This is a genomic window from Flavobacterium filum DSM 17961 (assembly GCF_000425465.1).
In the GTDB taxonomy this organism is placed as follows: domain Bacteria; phylum Bacteroidota; class Bacteroidia; order Flavobacteriales; family Flavobacteriaceae; genus Flavobacterium; species Flavobacterium filum.
In genome coordinates this window covers 25,377-45,173 of the sequence record NZ_AUDM01000006.1, presented here as the reverse complement: position 1 = coordinate 45,173, position 19,797 = coordinate 25,377, and the positions used below count along the sequence as shown (strand labels likewise).

The 19,797-nt window shown below is 35.2% G+C and carries 17 protein-coding genes; 16 read left to right on the top strand and 1 reads right to left on the bottom strand.

Features of this window, described 5'->3' with window-relative positions:
* Positions 1 to 157: 157 nt before the first annotated feature.
* Positions 158 to 523 (top strand): CoA-binding protein, encoded by a 366-nt coding sequence (locus tag H601_RS0103685; RefSeq protein ID WP_026710248.1) that lies wholly within the window; start codon positions 158 to 160, stop codon positions 521 to 523.
* Between the two features lie 58 nt (positions 524 to 581).
* On the opposite strand, the gene H601_RS0103680 is transcribed toward H601_RS0103685, so the two are convergent.
* On the bottom strand, positions 582 to 2,021 hold the full coding sequence (locus tag H601_RS0103680; protein ID WP_026710247.1) for a sodium:solute symporter: 1,440 nt from the start codon (positions 2,019 to 2,021) through the stop codon (positions 582 to 584).
* A gap of 118 nt (positions 2,022 to 2,139) precedes the next feature.
* On the opposite strand from H601_RS0103680, the gene recR reads away from it, so the two are divergent.
* The 15 genes from recR (at position 2,140) to H601_RS16030 (ending at position 19,796) form a co-directional block, all read left to right on the top strand.
* On the top strand, positions 2,140 to 2,760 hold the full coding sequence (recR, locus tag H601_RS0103675) for a recombination mediator RecR (RefSeq protein WP_026710246.1): 621 nt from the start codon (positions 2,140 to 2,142) through the stop codon (positions 2,758 to 2,760).
* A gap of 64 nt (positions 2,761 to 2,824) precedes the next feature.
* Positions 2,825 to 3,616, top strand: a complete 792-nt coding sequence (locus H601_RS0103670; protein ID WP_026710245.1) for a polysaccharide biosynthesis/export family protein — start codon at positions 2,825 to 2,827, stop codon at positions 3,614 to 3,616.
* Between the two features lie 10 nt (positions 3,617 to 3,626).
* Positions 3,627 to 6,104: an exopolysaccharide transport family protein gene (locus H601_RS0103665; protein ID WP_026710244.1), complete on the top strand. Its 2,478-nt coding sequence runs from the start codon at positions 3,627 to 3,629 to the stop codon at positions 6,102 to 6,104.
* Positions 6,105 to 7,082, top strand: a complete 978-nt coding sequence (locus tag H601_RS0103660) for an SDR family oxidoreductase (RefSeq protein WP_026710243.1) — start codon at positions 6,105 to 6,107, stop codon at positions 7,080 to 7,082.
* Positions 7,083 to 7,098: 16 nt separating this feature from the next.
* On the top strand, positions 7,099 to 8,490 hold the full coding sequence (locus H601_RS0103655) for a UDP-glucose 6-dehydrogenase (RefSeq protein WP_026710242.1): 1,392 nt from the start codon (positions 7,099 to 7,101) through the stop codon (positions 8,488 to 8,490).
* Between the two features lie 11 nt (positions 8,491 to 8,501).
* Entirely contained in the window at positions 8,502 to 9,779 is a 1,278-nt protein-coding gene (locus tag H601_RS0103650) for a nucleotide sugar dehydrogenase (RefSeq protein WP_035655511.1), read from the top strand.
* A gap of 1 nt (position 9,780) precedes the next feature.
* Complete coding sequence (gene rfbB / locus H601_RS0103645; RefSeq protein WP_026710240.1) at positions 9,781 to 10,833, top strand: dTDP-glucose 4,6-dehydratase; 1,053 nt, start codon at positions 9,781 to 9,783, stop codon at positions 10,831 to 10,833.
* 5 nt (positions 10,834 to 10,838) lie between these two features.
* Entirely contained in the window at positions 10,839 to 11,858 is a 1,020-nt protein-coding gene (locus H601_RS0103640; protein WP_026710239.1) for an NAD-dependent epimerase, read from the top strand.
* The gene (locus tag H601_RS0103635) at positions 11,859 to 13,163 is read left to right on the top strand and encodes a flippase (protein WP_026710238.1); all 1,305 of its coding nucleotides are present in this window, start codon (positions 11,859 to 11,861) and stop codon (positions 13,161 to 13,163) included.
* On the top strand, positions 13,163 to 14,356 hold the full coding sequence (locus H601_RS0103630; RefSeq protein ID WP_026710237.1) for an outer membrane protein assembly factor BamB family protein: 1,194 nt from the start codon (positions 13,163 to 13,165) through the stop codon (positions 14,354 to 14,356). The genes H601_RS0103635 and H601_RS0103630 overlap by 1 nt, the downstream gene beginning before the upstream one ends.
* Entirely contained in the window at positions 14,353 to 15,513 is a 1,161-nt protein-coding gene (locus H601_RS0103625; RefSeq protein WP_026710236.1) for a polysaccharide pyruvyl transferase family protein, read from the top strand. The genes H601_RS0103630 and H601_RS0103625 overlap by 4 nt, the downstream gene beginning before the upstream one ends.
* Complete coding sequence (locus tag H601_RS0103620) at positions 15,514 to 16,665, top strand: glycosyltransferase (protein ID WP_026710235.1); 1,152 nt, start codon at positions 15,514 to 15,516, stop codon at positions 16,663 to 16,665.
* On the top strand, positions 16,662 to 17,753 hold the full coding sequence (locus tag H601_RS0103615; RefSeq protein ID WP_026710234.1) for a glycosyltransferase family 4 protein: 1,092 nt from the start codon (positions 16,662 to 16,664) through the stop codon (positions 17,751 to 17,753). Before H601_RS0103620 ends, H601_RS0103615 begins: the two co-directional genes overlap by 4 nt.
* A complete protein-coding gene (locus H601_RS0103610; protein ID WP_035655509.1) occupies positions 17,740 to 18,858 on the top strand; it encodes a glycosyltransferase in 1,119 nt (372 codons plus the stop codon). The genes H601_RS0103615 and H601_RS0103610 overlap by 14 nt, the downstream gene beginning before the upstream one ends.
* The gene (locus H601_RS16030) at positions 18,855 to 19,796 is read left to right on the top strand and encodes a GNAT family N-acetyltransferase (RefSeq protein WP_051220650.1); all 942 of its coding nucleotides are present in this window, start codon (positions 18,855 to 18,857) and stop codon (positions 19,794 to 19,796) included. The genes H601_RS0103610 and H601_RS16030 overlap by 4 nt, the downstream gene beginning before the upstream one ends.
* Position 19,797: the final 1 nt, after the last annotated feature.

The following is a 19,797-nucleotide window of genomic DNA, read 5'->3' as shown; positions in this document are numbered from 1 at the left end:
AATTCGTCAATTCGTCAATTCGTCAATTCGTCAATTCGTCAAGTGAATAATTTAATTAGTAAAGATAATACAATGTTTAATTTTTTTTTCATGCTTTAATAAAGGTTTAAGAGTTGTTTTAACTCTTTTTTAAATCATTATCTTTGCCGCCTAGATTATTCAAATGAAAAAAACCTTAGTTATTGGAGCTTCCACCAATCCGGAAAGATATTCTTTCATGGCCATCAACAGTTTGCTTAAAAAAGAGCAGCCGGTGGTTGCCATTGGACAGAAAATAGGTGAAGTAAATGGAGTAAAAATCCAAACGAAACAAATACCGTTTAAAAATATTCATACCGTAACGTTATATTTGAATCCGAAGGGTCAACGAGACTATTACAATTACATTGTCGGGTTACAACCTAAACGCGTTATTTTTAATCCCGGAACCGAAAATCCTGAGTTTTATGCCTTGTTGGGAATAAATAATATACAAGTGGAGGTGGCTTGTACGCTGGTTTTACTTTCTACGAATCAGTATTAGCGGGGTTGTTGGTTGTCTGTTGTCAGTTGTTGGTTGTCAGTTGTCTGCCAACTGCGACTTATCTTCTTCGAATGAGCATTAATCCAATAAAAGTAAACAAACCATTTACGATTAAGATTTCAAATCCGAATTCAAATCCGAACCAAGCCTTGCTATTTAGGTTGAGCACAACAGATGAAATGACAGAGAAAATGGCGACAATTGGCACCCATTTATCTTTTACTTTCCATTTCGTAAATAATCCAAAACTGTAGAGACCGAGTAGAGGTCCGTAAGTGAATCCGGCGAATTTCAGTACTTTGTCAATGATACTTGCATCTTCTACAAAATATTTAAAACATAAAATGACGATGACAGAAACAGCAACAAACATTTTGTGAATTTGTTTGCGGATGATAACTTGTTTTACGGAATCATATTTCTTTTCAATTTCTAAAATATCGATGCTGAAGGATGTGGTAAGAGAAGTTAACGCACTATCTGCACTTGAGTAAGCCGCTGCAATTAATCCTAAAATAAAGAAAAACGCCACGCCAACGCCTAAATATTCATTGGCTAGTATAGGGAAGAGCTGGTCTTTGTGAGCGTTGATATTGAATTTTAGTGCATATTCTGTGAATAATAATCCCATGACTAAGAATAAAAAATTCACAAACGTAAGCACGATGGTAAACCAAAACATATTTTTTTGAGCGTCTTTTAAACTGCGGCAGGTAAGGTTTTTTTGCATCATATCTTGGTCGAGACCGGTCATGACAATGGCAATAAAAGCTCCGGATAAAAATTGTTTCCAAAAATAATTCGGTGAACTCATATCGTCAAAAAAGAAGGTTGTTGAAAAATCACTTTCTGCAATAAAACCTGAAATGTTAGCGATATTTAATCCTAAATCTTGCGAAACTGTGACAATACAAAACACAACGGCAATTAGCATAAACAATGTTTGTAGAGTGTCAGTCCAAATAATGGTTTTGATGCCGGATTTGTTGGTATAGACCCAAATAAGTAAAATGGTAACGGAAACGGTTATCCAATACGGCACATTGAGTTTATCAAAAACAAGAGTTTGCAACACATCGGCCACCAGCATTAATCGTAAATTAGACCCAACTGTTCTGGAAATGATGAAAAACCATGCTCCGGTTTTATAGGCATTTTTGCCAAATCGGTCTCCGAGATAGGTATAAATAGAAGTAAGATTCAGACGATAATAGAGTGGTAATAGTACAGTTCCAATAACAAAATAACCCACAATGTAACCGAGTACTAATTGAAAATACACAAATTGAGACGCTTCTACTTTTCCGGGAACGGAAATAAAGGTAACGCCGGAGAGTGATGCTCCAATCATTCCAAAGGCAACCAAATACCAAGGAGAGTTTTTGTTGGCTTTAAAAAAGGCATCATTCCCTTCGTCTTTTTTACTGATTAAGGTGGAAATTAAAATGAGTAAACTAAAATAGCTTAGAATGATGAGTACAATTGAAAAAGGTTCCATGTTGGCAATTTTAAGGCTGCAAAGTACAAAAAACCATTTAATTGAAATTTGAAAATAAATGAATAAACTTTATTTTTTGAAGTCTTAAAGTTGACGTAAAACATGTATTTTTGCCGTTATGGAATTTTCGTCAAAGTTGTTAGAAAAAGCGGTTAATGAAATGGCTCAATTGCCGGGAATAGGTAAGCGAACAGCCTTGCGACTGGTTTTGCATTTACTAAAGCAACCGGCAGAACAAACAGCATTTTTATCAGAGGCATTACTTTTGATGCGAAATGAAATCAAAACGTGTGTGAGTTGCCATAATATTTCGGATGTAGAAGTTTGTGAAATTTGTGCCAATGAAAAACGAAATCATCGATTGATATGTGTGGTTGAAGATGTAAGAGACGTGATGGCGATTGAAAATACCGGACAATTTAAAGGGATTTATCATGTGTTGGGAGGGAAAATTTCGCCTATAGATGGTATTGGTCCCGGACAATTATCTATTGCATCGTTGGTTGAAAAAGTACGTTTAGGAAAAGTTACGGAAATTATCTTTGCGTTAAGTTCAACAATGGAGGGTGATACGACAAATTTTTACATTTATAAGCAAATCAAAGAATTTGACGTAAAGACATCTGCCATTGCAAGAGGAATTTCGGTGGGTGATGAATTAGAATATGCTGATGAGGTTACGTTGGGTAGAAGTATTGTAAATCGAATCCCATTTGAGAATACGATGAAAAGTAACTAATTATACCGTGCATTATTTTGATATTGGAATAGAAAAACTATCTTTGTTTGCTAAAATTTTAAGAATGAAAATGTTCAGATGGATAACCGCCATAGTGTTATTGACTATATTAAGTTCTTGTGTACCCACAAAGGATTTGATGTATTTACAAGATAAAGGGAATACAAAAGATAATACATCAATAAATGAGATTTTAAAAAAACCTTATCGCGTTCAGGTAAATGATTTACTTTATATCAATATCAAAACTATAGATCCACAATTAACCGCTTTATTTCATCAATCTGAAGTTAATGTTCAACAAAATCAGAATGAACAAAACATTTTTTTTCAAGGATTTAATGTTGATAATCATGGAGTGATAAGAATACCTGTTTTGGGGGAATTAAATGTTATGGGATTAACAATAGAAGAAATCAGATTAAAGATTGAAACCAAACTTCTTGAAGAATATTTTAATAAAGAAGTTAACTTGTTTGTTAATGTTAAGATTGCTGGAATACGATATACTATCAATGGAGAAGTTCTTTCGCCAGGAACAAAAATACTTTATACGGAGAGAGCTACAATATTAGATGCTGTTGCTAATGCCGGGGATATAACCATCACAGGGGATCGTAAAAATGTAATGATTATTAGGCAGTTTCCAACAGGTGTTGAAATGCATACTATCGATTTGACTGATAGAAGTGTTATTGATTCTCCTTTTTTCCATTTAATGCCTAATGATTACATTTTAATAAATCCATTAAAACAGAAATCATGGGGAACAGGGACTACCGGTATTCAATCTTTAACAACAATAATTTCGGTTTTAACTCTTGTCACAACAATATTGGTTTTAACTCAGCGATAAAAATTTATTTATGCTAGATAATAATGATTTTTTGTTTAATGAAAATCAAAATAAATTTGATTTCAAAGGGTTTTTGATAAAAACTTTCGGCTATTGGAAATGGTTTGTTATATGTTGGATTATTTCCTTTTTAGTAGCATACAATGTAAATATTAGAAAAGAAAAAATTTATGAGTTAAAAACAACTTTAGCCATAAAAGAGGAAAGTAATCCATTTTTTACTTCTACTACAAGTTTGGTTTTTAACTGGGGAGGTACTTCAGATCAAGTACAAAATGTTGCCAGTACATTAAAATCTCGTTCTCATAATGAACGTGTTGTTGATAAGTTAGATTTTTTTATAGATTATCTTTACAAAGACAAATATTATATAAGAGATGTTTATGGTTCAGTACCTTTTAAAGTTGAAATTGACAGAAAAAAAGATCAATTGTTAAATACATTAATTAAAGTAAATTTAATAAACGATCAAAAATTCAAAATCTCTTTTCAGGTAGAAAGCGATGATGTTAACTTTATTAATTATGATTTGAATTTAATCAAAAAAGAATTTGTTACATCACAATTATTTGAAAAGGAGTACAGTTATGGCGAACCAATTAATTTACCTTTTTTTACTTTTAAAATTTTAAAAAACGAAACTGCAATTCCGTTAAATTCAAAAGAGTTTTATGTAAAATTTAATTCATTTGATGAAGTTGTACAAAGATACAGAGATATTTCATCAATTATTGACCCTAAAGCTCCATCTATTATTGAAATAGGCCTTGAAGGAACAAACAAAAAAAGAATAGTTACTTATTTGAATGAAACAGTTAATACTTTAATAAAATCTCAATTAGAACGAAAAAATCAATTTGCTACTAATACAATCTCTTTCATTGACAGTACATTAAGGTCTATGGAGAAACAGTTAAAAGACAATGAAGAAGAGGTCAAAAATTTTAGTAGAAACAAAAACATATATCAACTTGAGAATGGTGGGAATCAGTTATCTGACAAATTATTAGAATTTGATAAAGGAAAAGATTTAATTTTAAGAAAAGTTGCCTATTATAATTCGCTCAAAAATTATTTAAATAATAGTGTAGATTATTCAAAATTACCAGCTCCGTCTGTAGCGGGAATTGATGATTCAAATATATTAGTTAATATATCAAAGTTAATTAATCTAACAACAGAAAGAGCTAGTAAGCCCTATACGGTAAAAAACTCAAAATTGTTTAATGATGTTGACAATGAAATTACGGCTTTAAAAAATGTTATTTTAGAAAATATTTCAACTGCAAAAGCAAACTTAGAAATTGATTTAAATCAAATAAATAAAAGGATTTCTGAAGTAGAATCATTAATTAGTAAATTGCCTGAGGATCAGCAAGAACATATAAAGGTAATGCGAAAGTATGATTTAAATAATCAAATTTTCACATCCTTTTTGGCAAAACGCAACGAGGCAAACATTGTAAAAGCGGCTAATTTAGCAGATATTCATTTTATAGACCCTGCAAAAGATATAGGTAAAGGTCAAATTGGGCCCAATACAAAAGTTAATTATGTAATTGCATTTTTATTGGGTTTGATTTTACCATTGTTAGCCATTTTTACAATTTTCTTTTTAGAAAATACAATTTTGAATGTTGATGACATTAGTAAATTGACAACCTTACCTGTTATTGGAATTGTTGGTGTGAAACAAAATCGTTCCAATTTATCAGTTTTTGAAAAACCTAAATCAGTATTAGCTGAGTCTTTTAGAGCTATTAGGTCTTCACTCCAATTTATGTATAAAAAGAATAATATTGAAGGATCAAAAACGTTAATGTTGACCTCTTCAATTTCGGGTGAAGGAAAAACCTTTTGTTCTATAAATATTGCAACAGTATTTGCGATGAGTGACAAAAAAACTGTTATTGTTGGTTTGGATTTACGTAAACCAAAAATCTTTGATGATTTTAAAATAAAGAACGATATTGGGGTTGTAAATTATTTAATTGGTCAAAAAACACTGGATGAGGTAATTCAAAAAACCCATATTCCTTATTTGGATGTTATTACCTCTGGTCCAATACCACCCAACCCATCAGAATTGATTATAGGAAATTCTATGAATGAATTTATGCGATTACTTAAAGAAAGATATGATTATATTATTTTAGATACTCCTCCTATTGGTTTGGTGGCAGATGCTATTGAATTAGCACCTCATGTTGATGCAACTCTATACGTTATGCGTCAAAATTACACCAAAAAGGATATGGTTAGTCTTTTAAATAATAGACATCAAAGAGAAGAAATAAAAAATGTAAGCATAGTTTTTAATGGTTTTGAAAACAGAGCAAAATATGGTACCGGTTATGGTTATGGTTATGGTTACGGTTATGGCTATGGTTATATTTATGGGAATTATGGGAATTATGGTGGTTATGGCGATGAAGATCGTCCAAAAACATTCATTCAAAAAATTAAGCGTAATTTATTTAAACGATAAATGCAACATCATTATAAAATTTTAATTACCGGAGGAGCCGGATTTATTGGCTCCAATTTATGTGCACATTTTTTAGAAAAAGGACACATCGTTATTTGTTTAGATAATTTTGCAACCGGTCACAGACACAATATTGCTCCTTTTTTAACCAACGAAAAGTTTCAATTAATTGAGGGTGATATAAGAGATTTAGCTATGTGTCAGCAAGCAGTTAATGGAGTAGATTATGTTTTGCATCAAGCTGCTTTAGGATCAGTTCCTCGTTCTATAAAAGATCCAATTACATCTAATGATGTTAATGTTTCAGGTTTTTTAAATATGTTAGTAGCATCACGTGATGCAGGTGTTAAACGATTTATTTATGCTGCTAGTTCTTCTACATATGGTGATTCAGAATCTTTACCAAAAGTAGAAGATGTTATAGGAAAACCTTTATCTCCTTATGCTATTACCAAATATGTGAATGAGTTATATGCAGAGATTTTTAGTCGTACCTATGGAATGGAAACGATTGGTTTGCGATATTTTAATGTTTTTGGAAGACGACAAGACCCAAATGGAGCTTATGCAGCTGTAATCCCCAAGTTTGTGATGCAACTGATGAAGCATGAAAGTCCTGTTATTAACGGGGATGGTTTATATTCTAGAGATTTTACCTATATTGACAATGTAGTTCAAATGAATGAATTGGCAATGTTAACTACCAATCCAGAAGCTGTGAACACTGTTTATAATACCGCATATGGTGATAGAACTACATTGAATCAAATGGTTCATTTGTTAAAAGAATATCTATCGGTTTATGATGCGTCAATTGGAACAATTCCGATCATTCATGGTCCAAATCGAGTTGGGGATATACCCCATTCGTTGGCGAGTATAGAAAAAGCAAAACAATTATTAGGGTATGAACCTAAATATGCTTTTGCTGCAGGATTAAAAGAAGCCGTTAATTGGTATTGGCAAAATTTAAAATAAATTCAAATTACAGATAATGAAGATTACAAAAATTTGTTGTATTGGTGCAGGGTATGTAGGAGGGCCTACAATGGCAGTTATTGCTCAAAAGTGTCCTCATATACAAGTAACCGTTGTGGATTTAAATGAAGATCGTATTGCGAAATGGAATGATCCAAATGTAGAGAATATTCCCATTTATGAACCGGGATTAAGTGATGTGGTAGCAGAAGCAAGAGGTAGAAATTTGTTTTTTTCAACCGAAGTTGATAAAGCGATAGATGAAGCTGAAATGATTTTTATATCAGTAAACACTCCAACAAAAACCTATGGTTCAGGTAAAGGGTTAGCCGCTGATTTGAAATACATCGAATTATGTGCCCGTCAAATTGCCCGAGTTGCCAAAACGGATAAAATAGTTGTGGAAAAATCTACTTTACCCGTTAGAACGGCAGAAGCAATAAAAAGTATACTTCACAATACAGGAAACGGAGTAAAGTATCAAATTTTATCCAATCCTGAATTTTTAGCCGAAGGAACAGCCGTTGAAGATTTGTTTCAACCGGATAGAGTCTTAATAGGTGGTGAAACCACTCCAGAGGGAGAAAAAGCCATTCAAGCATTGGTAGATGTATATGCCAATTGGGTTCCTAGGAAACGGATTTTAACAACCAACGTATGGTCTTCAGAGTTGTCAAAATTAGTGGCAAATGCTTATTTAGCTCAACGTGTATCCTCCATTAATTCAATATCCGAGTTATGTGAAAAAACAGGAGCAGATGTTAATGAAGTCGCCCGAGCGATTGGAATGGATAGTCGAATTGGACCTAAATTCTTGAAAGCCTCTGTTGGATTTGGTGGTTCATGTTTTCAAAAAGACATTCTGAATTTGGTGTATATTGCTAAGTCATATGGTTTACACGAAGTAGCTGATTATTGGGAACAAGTGATTATTATGAATGATCACCAAAAAAGACGTTTTGCTAAGAATATTGTAACCACTTTATACAATACGGTAGCGGATAAAAAGATTGCTTTCTTAGGTTGGGCTTTCAAAAAAGACACGAACGATACTCGTGAATCTGCGGCCATTTATGTGGCAGATGATTTGATTTTTGAGCAAGCGAATATTGCTGTTTTTGATCCAAAGGTGTCTGAAAAACAGATTATTGATGATTTGAACTATTTGCAGTCTAGAACAGAAGATGAGAATAAAAAAAGAGTTCATTCTGATTCAAATCCTTATGATGCTTGTAAAGGAGCACATGCTATTGCCATTTTAACAGAGTGGGATGAATTTAAATCGTATGATTGGGAGCAAATTTATGCTAACATGAATAAACCGGCCTTTATATTTGACGGGCGAAATTTATTAGATAAAGAAAAATTAACGAAGATTGGGTTTAAATACCAAGCAATCGGTTCATAAAATAAGTACAAATGAGCATCAAAATTGCGGTAATAGGATTGGGATATGTTGGGTTGCCACTCGCACGATTGTTTGCGACAAAGTATCCTGTGGTTGGATTTGATATTAATCTAAACCGAGTGAATGAATTAAATAAAGGTGAAGACAGTACTCTTGAAGTAGAGGGAAATTTATTAAAACAAGTTTTAAAATCAGAGCCTTTACAAGAGAACGGATTATTTTGTACCACCAATTTAGACGTCATAAAGGAATGTAATTACTACATTGTTACCGTTCCAACACCGGTTGATAAAAATAATCGTCCGGATTTGACACCCTTATATAAATCGAGCGAAACCGTTGGGAAAGTCTTGAAAAAAGGGGATATCGTTATTTACGAATCTACGGTATATCCCGGAGTAACAGAAGAGGAGTGTGTTCCGGTTTTAGAAAAAATTAGTGGATTACGTTTCAATGTTGATTTTTTTGCCGGTTATTCACCAGAACGTATTAATCCGGGTGACAAAGAACATACGGTAGAAAAAATATTGAAAGTAACTGCCGGTTCAACTCCTGAAATAGGAAAGAAAGTGGATGAAATATACAAATCCGTTATTATAGCGGGAACGCATTTAGCTCCCACTATCAAAGTAGCGGAGGCAGCTAAAGTGATTGAAAATTCGCAACGCGACATCAATATTGCTTTTGTAAATGAATTGGCTAAGATTTTTAATTTATTGAATATTGATACCCAAGCCGTATTGGCTGCTGCCGGAACGAAATGGAATTTTTTACCTTTCAAACCCGGATTAGTGGGCGGACATTGTATAGGAGTTGACCCTTATTATTTAGCACAAAAAGCACAAGAAGCAGGTTATCATCCCGAAATTATTTTAGCCGGACGTCGTTTAAATGACAGTATGGGAGAGTATGTAGCTTCACAAGTAGTGAAGTTGATGATCAAAAAGGGTATTTCTGTAAACAAAGCTAAAGTGTTGATGTTAGGAATTACCTTTAAAGAAAACTGCCCGGATGTTCGTAATACTAAAATTGTAGATGTGATTCATGCCTTGTCAGATTATGGTGTTGAGGTTTCTATTTATGATCCTTGGGCCAATCCGACAGAAGTTAAACATGAATATAACTTGAGTATGTCGAATCAATTGAGTGATGAACGATTTGATGCTATCATTTTAGGCGTAGCACATAAAGAATTTTTATCATTGGATTTTGGATCACTGAAAAAAGAACAGGCTATTGTTTATGATGTAAAAGGTATATTAGCTTCACAAGCTGACGGAAAATTATAAAATGAAAAAAATTCTAATCACCGGAGGAGCAGGGTTTATAGGTTCACATGTCATAAGACGTTTTGTGTCGAAATATCCCGCTTATCACATCTACAATTTAGATGCGTTAACGTATGCCGGTAATTTAGAAAATATTGCAGATATAGAGCATTTACCCAATTATACTTTTGTTAAAGGTGATATTACAGATGCGGATTTTATCCATCAGCTCTTTGAAAAGGAACAATTTGATGGTATCATTCATTTGGCTGCCGAGTCTCACGTAGATCGTTCTATTACCGACCCATTGGCTTTTGTGAAAACCAATGTTATCGGAACCATGAATTTGTTGAATGCCTCACGTGATTGTTGGAAAAATGATTATCAAGATAAACGCTTTTATCATATTTCTACCGATGAAGTATATGGTGCTTTAGGTGATACCGGATTATTTACCGAAACTACTCCTTATTCACCCAATTCGCCTTATTCTGCTTCAAAAGCTGCTTCAGACCATTTTGTTAGGGCGTATGGAGAAACGTATGGATTACCCTATGTTATTACCAATTGTTCAAACAATTACGGACCCAATCATTTTCCGGAGAAATTAATTCCGTTGTTTATTCACAATATCATTCATCAGAAACCTTTGCCGGTTTATGGTGATGGAAATTATACTCGTGATTGGTTATTTGTTATTGATCACGCTATTGCTATTGATTTGGTTTTTCATGAAGGGAAGAACCACGAAACCTACAATATTGGAGGTTTTAATGAATGGAAAAATATAGATTTAGTTCGGTTGTTATGTCAAAAAATGGATGAAAAATTAAATCGTCCAAAAGGCACATCTGAACAGTTGATTACGTTTGTAAAAGATCGCCCCGGTCACGATTTACGCTATGCTATCGATGCTACTAAAATGAATAAAGAATTAGGTTGGAAGCCTTCCGTTACCTTCGAAGAAGGATTGTCGTTAACCATTGATTGGTATTTGACGCATCAAGAATGGTTAACACATGTTACTTCAGGAGCTTACCAGCAGTATTATCAAAAACAGTACGCAGAAAAGTAAACAACATGAAAATTTTAGTCACCGGAGCAGCAGGATTTATCGGTTTTCATTTGGCTAACCAATTGGCTAAACTTGGTCATCATATAATTGGATTGGATAATCTAAACGATTACTATGATGTGAACCTTAAATTAGGTCGCCTCAAAGAACTGGGAATTGATACAAAAGCCATTATTTACGATGAATTGGTTCCTTCTCAACAGCCTAATTTTGCTTTTTCCTTTCTTCAATTGAATTTGGAAGACAAAGAAAATATGGAAGTGTTGTTCAAAGAAGAACAGTTTGATTTGGTTATTAATTTAGCGGCTCAAGCTGGAGTTCGGTTCAGTTTAGAACAACCCTTTCAGTATTTGAACAGTAACCTAACCGGTTTTTTAACGGTATTGGAATGTTGTCGTCATTATGGCGTGAAAAAATTGATATATGCCAGCTCTTCCAGTGTGTACGGTTTAAATGAAAAGATACCTTTTTCGGTAAATGATGCGGTTGATCACCCGATTAGTTTGTATGCCGCTACCAAAAAGTCAAATGAATTAATGGCTTATACGTATAGTCATTTGTTTGGTATTCAAACGGTTGGACTTCGTTTTTTTACGGTATATGGTCCTTGGGGCAGACCCGATATGGCGATGTTTTTGTTTACGGACGCCATTTTAAATGACCGTCCTATTCAAGTGTTCAATGAAGGAAATTTATCAAGAGATTTTACCTATATTGATGATATCGTAGGTGGAATGTTGAACATTACCAAAGCTTTTGAAGTGAATACCATTTCAAAACCCTACAGTTTATACAATATAGGCAACAGTAAACCGGTGAAATTAATGGATTTCATTGAAGCCATTGAGCACAAAACCGGTAAGCAAGCCATCAAAGAAATGAAGCCTATGCAACCCGGAGATGTAGAACGCACTTGGGCGGATGTGGATGATTTGATTCGGGATTTTCAATATGAGCCGAATACTCCTGTTTCTGAAGGTGTTTCTGCCTTTGTGGATTGGTTTAAAGCATACTATAAAAAATAAATGGCATCATTTGTCAAGGATTTAGTTCGGGTTGGTTTTTCAAAATTAAACATCATTATTTTTGGTGTGGGTACTTCTATTGCCACCGCTCGATTGCTCACGCCTGACGAAAACGGAATCATTGCTGCTTTATTGGTTTATCCTTCTTTGTTTATGGTATTAGGTTCGATGGGCATTCGTCAATCTACCACTTACTTTGTTGGGAAAGAAATTTATAGTTTAGAGCGAATCAAACAAGCGGTCACCCAAATTTGGTTGATTACTTCCTTGATTAGTATGGTGGTTTGTTTTTTACTCTTTCATTATTTGTCAAAGAGCATTCCTGATTTTTCGTTGGTTTTGGTTTCTGTTTTGTGTATTCCGTTTAGTTTGCATAATACGTATTGTGCCGGTATTTTTTTAGGAAAAAATGAAATAAAGGCTTTTAACAAAATCAATTGGATTCCTAATTTTGTTACGTTTTTAACCACCTTTATTTTACTTTACTTTTTTGATTTTGAAGTGATGGGTGCTATGTTGGCTTATTTGTTTGGGCACATGGCTATTTTTATTGCTTTATGGATTCGAAGAGATAATTTATTACCAAATACCTTTCGCATTGAAAAAGAAGTCATCTCCAAAATGCTTTCCTTGGGTTTAATTTATGCTTTTGCCTTATTGATTGTCAATCTGAATTATAAAATAGATGTTGTACTTTTAGAAAATTTGAGTACCCCCTATGAATTGGGTATTTATGCCAAAGGTTCCAGTATCGTTCAATATTTATGGCAAATTCCAATGCTGTTCAGTACGATAGTATTTGCCCGAAGTGCTACTTCAAAAGACGGATTGGCCTTTTCAAAAAAAGTGGCTCAACTGTTGCGTTTGTCGATTTTGATGGTGGGATTTGTGGCGTTGGTATTGATGTTGCTTTCCAAACAAGTGATTTTGTTATTGTTTGGCGAAGCTTTTTTACCTAGTGTGATCGTGATGCAAATTTTATTACCCGGAGTGGTTTTACTCACCGTATTTAAAGTAATGAACATGGATTTGGCCGGAAAGGGAAAGCCATATATTTCTTTAAAATCAATGTGGATTCCGCTCATTTTGAATGTAGTTTGTAACCTCTACTTTATTCCGTTATATGGGTCAAAAGGAGCCGCAATTTCCTCTTTGATTAGTTATTCTGCAGCTTCCTTTTTCTTTTTATATTTTTACAGTAAAGAAACCAATATTCCTATTCGAGAAATAATTGGGTACAAAAAAAGTGATTTTGAGCCTATTTTGGCCATACAAAAAAAGTTAACTCAAAAAATAAAACGCTAATGTTTTTATTCGACAGGGAACGCACGGGAAGAATACCTTCTTCTACCAGTTTTGAAGAACAGCCACAAGAAGCTTGGCGAATACTCTTCAAACAAGAACCCATTCGTTGTGCCGAATCTACTCCGGTTTTTGATGAACAGGGTAACCTCTATTTTGGTTCTCATAACGGAAGCATTTATGCCTTATCACCGGAAGGAAAGGTTTTATGGCAATTTGTAACAGAAGTCAAAGTATATTCCAGCCCGATGTTGGTGGACGGGAAGTTGTATTTCGGTTGTAATATGTCCACTCTTTTGTGTTTGAGTTTACAAGGCGAGTTGTTGTGGCAATTTGACGGTTACAAGGCTTTTGCCAAACAATCTAAATTAAAGCGGTTGTTTTTGAATCTTTACAATTATCGATTTTATGATTATGAATTTAAAAAATTCATGAAAATCAATACTTGGACGTCACCTAATTTGGTTGCACAACAGTATGTAGCCTTTGTTTTTTATGGCATAGGTTTAGTACTTTTAGATAAAGATACCGGAAAAGTGCATTGGCAGTATGATTTGGGCCGTCCTTCCTTTCACTTAGCAGGAGTGGCAGTAACCCAAGTGAATGGTAAAGATTATATTGCCGTTTGTGGTCAGAACAGTGGTTTACATTGGTTAGACGAAACAGGAAAATTACTGTGGAAAACAAATGCTTTTCGCGGTAGTAATGCATGGGCCAATCCATCCATTGATGCGGCGGAAGGTTGTATTTATCATACCGAAAGCTTTCACAATAAAACGTCAATTTTGTATAAAACCGATTTTTCCGGTAAGACCATTTGGAAAAAGCAATTTTCATTCGGTTGTCGTGCTTCTGTAGGCATCAGTACGGCTCATTTTATAGTATTTTTAGGATTAAATGGAACCGCTTATTTTTTAGATAAAGCTACCGGAAAAGAAGTTGCTTCTCAATTGATTGCTTCCAAAGACAGAGGATTGTGGACATCGCCGGCTATCATGGCCAATCAATCTGTTTTAATCAACACCAAAAAAACGGTTCAAAAAGGTTCGTTGGTTTGTTTACAACCGAATGGAGCCATTCAATGGGAAATCTTTTATGCGAAAGCTTTATCCGTTCCTACTATCGATGCACAAGGGCGATTATATACTGCGACATGGGCCGGTGATTTTTATCAATTTAAAACAAATGAATCATGAAAATAGGGATATTAACGTATCATCATGTGATAAATGACGGTGCAGTTTTGCAGACATTAGGTCATGTTTACACTTTACGGGAATTGTTTCCTGAGGCTACCATTGAAGTGATTGATTATCGTCATGCCACTATCGAACGTATTGAGCGAAGAGAAGCTTTCAAAGCCTTGATAAAGCTAAAAAAAGGGGCCATTTCCAAAATCAAAAAATACTATAATTTCAAACGGTTTGTCAATGATTTATTGCCTTTGTCCAAAGAATATTGTCAAACGGATGATACCGCCAAAGCGGTTGCTTTTATCAATCGTCAACACTATGATTATGTGATTGTTGGGAGTGATGAGGTTTGGAAAATATTAGACCGCAAATATGCCCGACAATTTCCTAATATTTATTGGTTGCCGGAAACCTTAACCGCCAAGCGAATTGCTTCTGCGGCCTCTGCCAATGGTTCCAATCCGAAGTTATTGGAAAAGAAGGAAATACAAGAAAAGGTAAAAACCATTGTTAAAGGTTTTGAAGCCATTGCGGTAAGAGACCAATATACGTTTGATTTTATTCATCGAATTGGTGTAAGTACACCTTTGTATCAAGTGCCTGATCCTACTTTTGGGGTCGATTGGAAAGCAGATGGGGTGAAAGAAAAGTTGCAGAAGGTGGGTGTTGATTTCAACAGAAAACGTTTTGCTTTGAATTTGAGTTCCAATAACCCTGAATTTGCCAAAGCATCCGAGCAGATTCAGCAGTATGCCAAGCAACACAACATTCAATTGGTGGGTATTGGCCAGTATAACAAGTATTGTGAACTGAATTTTTCGGATGTTTTAAATTCTTTGGAGTGGGCTACGTGCTATCAATATTTTGATTTTTGTATCACCGATCGTTTTCATTCAACTATTTTTAGTATTAAGAATCACATTCCTTTTTTAGTTATTGAATCGAATAAAAAGTATCCGACAGCTCACAAAGGAAAGATTGTTGATTTATTGTCAAAAATGGATAAATTGGCCTATCATCAATTTTTTGATGATTCGATTGATTTTAAGGAAAAGATAGATCATTTATTACAAAAATATCAAAGTGATAATTTTACGGATATTATTGACCATTTGAAAAAGCAATTTCGAACTCATTTGCTAAATTCTATTAAAGGATAATTGAAAAAAATACTTTACATCCTAGATACTTTTGAAACCGGTGGTGCCGAAAAAAGCCTTCTGGATATTGCCATGCATAATCGTGAAGTGGTTTCTGTTTTTGTGACTCTATATCAAGGAAATCAGTTGGCAGAAACGGCTCAAAAAGCCGGAATAAAAGTGATTGCTCTCAATAGAAACGAGAAATATGCTTTTAACAAAATTGCTCAATTGCTTCTGCCCATAGTTCGTGAAGAACAACCTGATATCATTCATGCTACATTGTTTAGAGCCGATATTGTTGCTCGAAAACTAAAAAAATATTTTTCTATTCCGCTGGTATCCAGTCTTGTCAATAATTCATACGTGGCTGATCGATATCAAAAATTATCGTTCATCGGCAAATTAAAATTATATTACATACAGCAATTGGATGCCAAAACGGCCAAAAAAGTAGATTTTTTTGTTTCCAATTCTCAAACGATAAAAGATTCTAATGCTAAAGCGTTACGTTTGAATTTGGATAAAATAAAAGTAATTTATAGAGGCAGGGAGCTTTCAAAGTTTACTTCCATCACCTCACAACAAATAGAGGAAACAAAAAATGCTCTAAATATTCCATCCAATTCTTTTGTGTTTTTAAATGTAAGCCGTCTTCTTGATCGAAAAGGGCAATTAGATCTTTTGAAAGCGATAGATGTAGTAAGTAAATCTAACAATTCAGTTAAATTATTTATTGCCGGAGAAGGATTTTATCGTTCTGTACTAGAACAATATATTCAGGAAAATGATTTGTCTGCACATGTAACTTTATTGGGTAATCGTTCAGATGTTCCTGTTTTGCTCCATTTAGCTGATGCTTTTGTGTTTCCTTCTCATTATGAAGGATTGCCCGGAGCATTGATAGAAGCAATGATGGCTAAAAAAACAATTATTTGTTCTGATATTCCGGAAAATAAAGAATGTGTTTCGAATAAAGAAGCCCTTGTTTTTCAAAAAGGGAATGTTGCTCAATTGGTACAAATGATTGAAAGTGTCATTCATCATCCAAATGTTTACAATGATTTAGGCGAAAATGCTAAAAAAGTAGCCATTGAAAAATTCAGTATTGAAAAAGTTGTAGCCCAATACAATTCTTTTTATTCTTCCATTGTTAACGCATCCCAACCATGACCATTCTCCAACTCATACAAAAGCCACAATTAAGAGGAGCAGAAATGTTTGCAACGCAACTTTCGAATGAGTTGACGGAATTGGGACATGAAGTGATGGTGGTGGCGTTATTTCCCGGTGCCTCTGAATTGCCTTTTAAGGGTACTTTTATTCGGTTGGATCGGCCTATTGGAAAGCGTTGGTTTGATTATGAAGGGTGGAAAGCTTTAGCCAATTTAATCAAAATACATCATGTTGAGGTTGTGCAATGCAATGCCGGTGATACGTTGAAATTTGCGGTTTTTTCGCAACTTTTCTGTGGATGGAAAGTCCCAATCATCGCCCGTAATGCGAGCATGGTGAGTGCCTACATTCAAAATCCATTGATTAAAAGGCTCAACCGTTGGCTGTATAGCCGTACCCAGGCCATTGTTTCGGTATCGCACTTGGCGGCGAAAGATTTGAATCAATTGTTTCCGGAAACAAAAGTTAAAACAACTGTAATACCCATTGGTATAAACCAACAACCGTTTACTTCGGTAGCCTGGAAAAATACTCCGCCAACTGCATTTCAGATTGTGCATGTGGGCGGATTTTCATTTGAGAAGAACCACCATGGTTTACTTTCCATTTTTGAACAATGGTTGAAAAGATGTCCCGATTCGCATTTGCATCTCATTGGCGATGGTCCGATGAGAGCCGAAATCGAGCAAGCGGTAGCTGAAAAAAACCTAACGGATACCATTTCTTTTTATGGTTTTAGTAAAGATGCCCTTCACTATATGCACCAAGCCGATGTTGTCGTTTTACCCAGTATTATTGAAGGTTTACCGGGTGTGGTTTTAGAAGCCTTGTATGCCAAAACCCCTGTGATTGCCTATAATGTGGGCGGTATTTCAGAAGTCATTCAAAACGGTGCAACCGGATATTTAGTGGAGAAAGGGGATGAGCAAGGTTTTGTAGAGGCTTTGGAGAAAGTAAAAAATGAAGGCAAAACGGCACATTACGTGAAAAATGCTTACGAACTAATTGTCAAAAAATTTAATAATACGTACCTTGCCCAGCAGTTTGAAACCGTTTATAAGGCACTCACACATGGCAAAGATTAAAGTACTTCATATCATCAAATCGTTGGGGCGTGGCGGAGCAGAAATGCTTTTACCGGAAACCTTGAAAAAGCACAACCAAGAGGCGTTTAAATTTCATTATATCTACTTTTTGCCTTGGAAAGACCAAATGGTACACGCCATAGAAGAAGCGGGTGGAAAAGTAACTTGTTTTGGGGCCAAAAATAATTTGCTTTTGTTGTGGCAATACAAAAAAATCATTCGCTATTGTAGGGAAAATGAAATTCAATTGATTCATGCTCATTTGCCTTGGGCAGGATTTGTAAGCCGTTTGGTGCATTCGTTGACCAAGATTCCGGTGCTTTATACGGAACACAATATGCAGGAACGCTATCATTTTTTGACCAAAACCATCAATAAATTGACGTTTAATCGTCAAACGTTGGGAATTGGCGTTTCGGATGATGTTTCCCATTCCATCCAAAAAAATATACATCCGACTATTCCGGTACAAACGGTTTTAAATGGGGTGAATACGGATAGTTTTCAACGAAAAGGTTCGTTTGTTGATTCATCCATACGGAAACAATTTGGCATTCCGGCGGATGCTTTTGTAGTGGGAACCGTAGCGGTTTTTCGTTTTCAAAAACGACTCGATTTGTGGTTGGAAATCATGAAAAAAGCGATTGAACAAGACGCAAACATCTATGGAATCATAGTAGGGGCAGGACCCTTACAATCGGAAATCGAACAAAAATATGCGGCTTTGGGTTTAGAAGGAAAAGTATTTTTTGCCGGACTGCAAACCGAAGTCAAACCTTATTATGAGGCAATGGATACGTTTATGATGTGCTCTTCTTTTGAAGGATTACCCATTGCGTTGCTGGAAGCCATGAGTATGGAATGTGCCATAGTCACTACTGATGCCGGAGGAATTAAGGAAGTGATTCGAAACGAACAAGACGGAGTAGTAGTAGGAGTGGAAGAATGGGCACAATTATCGGCTCATTTGATTGCTTTAAAAAATCAACCGAGTCGATTGGCTACCTTGCAAAAAGCGGCACGTTTACGAGCTAAGGCCTCATTCAGCATGGACGCCATGATTAAAACCTTAGAGCAGTTGTATCAACACTACCATCAGTCATGAACATCAGAAAAGCACATACCACCGATATTCCCGCCATTGTTGATTTGCTGAAAAGCAGTTTAGGCGAATCGTTGTTAAAGAAAACGTCAGCCATTTGGCATTTTAAACATGAAGACAATCCTTTTGGGGCTTCTTATGTTTTGGTAGCCGAGGAAAATGGTCAGTTTATAGGTGTTCGAGCTTTTATGTCATGGAAATGGCAACTCGGAGACAAGGTTTGGCAAGCCTACCGTGCAGTAGATACAGCCACACACCCCGAACATCAAGGAAGAGGGATTTTTAAGCAATTAACGTTACAAGCCTTGGAGGAAGTGGGAGAGCATAAGGATTGTTTTATTTTTAATACTCCCAATGAAAAGAGTCGACCCGGTTATTTAAAAATGGGTTGGGAGGCCATTGGAAAGATTAAGTTGGCCTTAGTGCCGGCTTTGTTGTATCGAATGGGGTATGTTTTTTCTTCTTCTTCCCACTATCCAATAGAGCTTTCAGATACGGATTTAGATGCACTTTGTACGGCTCATAATGAGCGATTGAGCGAAAAAGGCGGATTGTTTACCCCTAAATCGGCGGCTTATTTAAAGTGGCGATATCCCATAAATCCGATGCAATCTTATACGGTAGTAACCGGGAAAAATTGGTATGTAGCATTGTATGTCAAAAAACATCGTTACTTTAGCGAATTACGATTAGCAGAGGTGATTGGAGCAAATGATGCCAAAGCCCGAAAAGAAATCAGACGAGTTGTTTCTCGATTTGCTGCCCAAAACGGCTGTTTATTGATGAGTACAACAGAAAAAGAATTGTTTCGATTTTCATTTTACGGAGCTTTTGGTCCTATTTTAACCTGTAGAGATTTAACGGAGCAGCATATAATAGTGCAACAAGCACAAAAAGAGGGAGGTTGGCAATATGCCATGGGTGATTTGGAATTATTTTAAG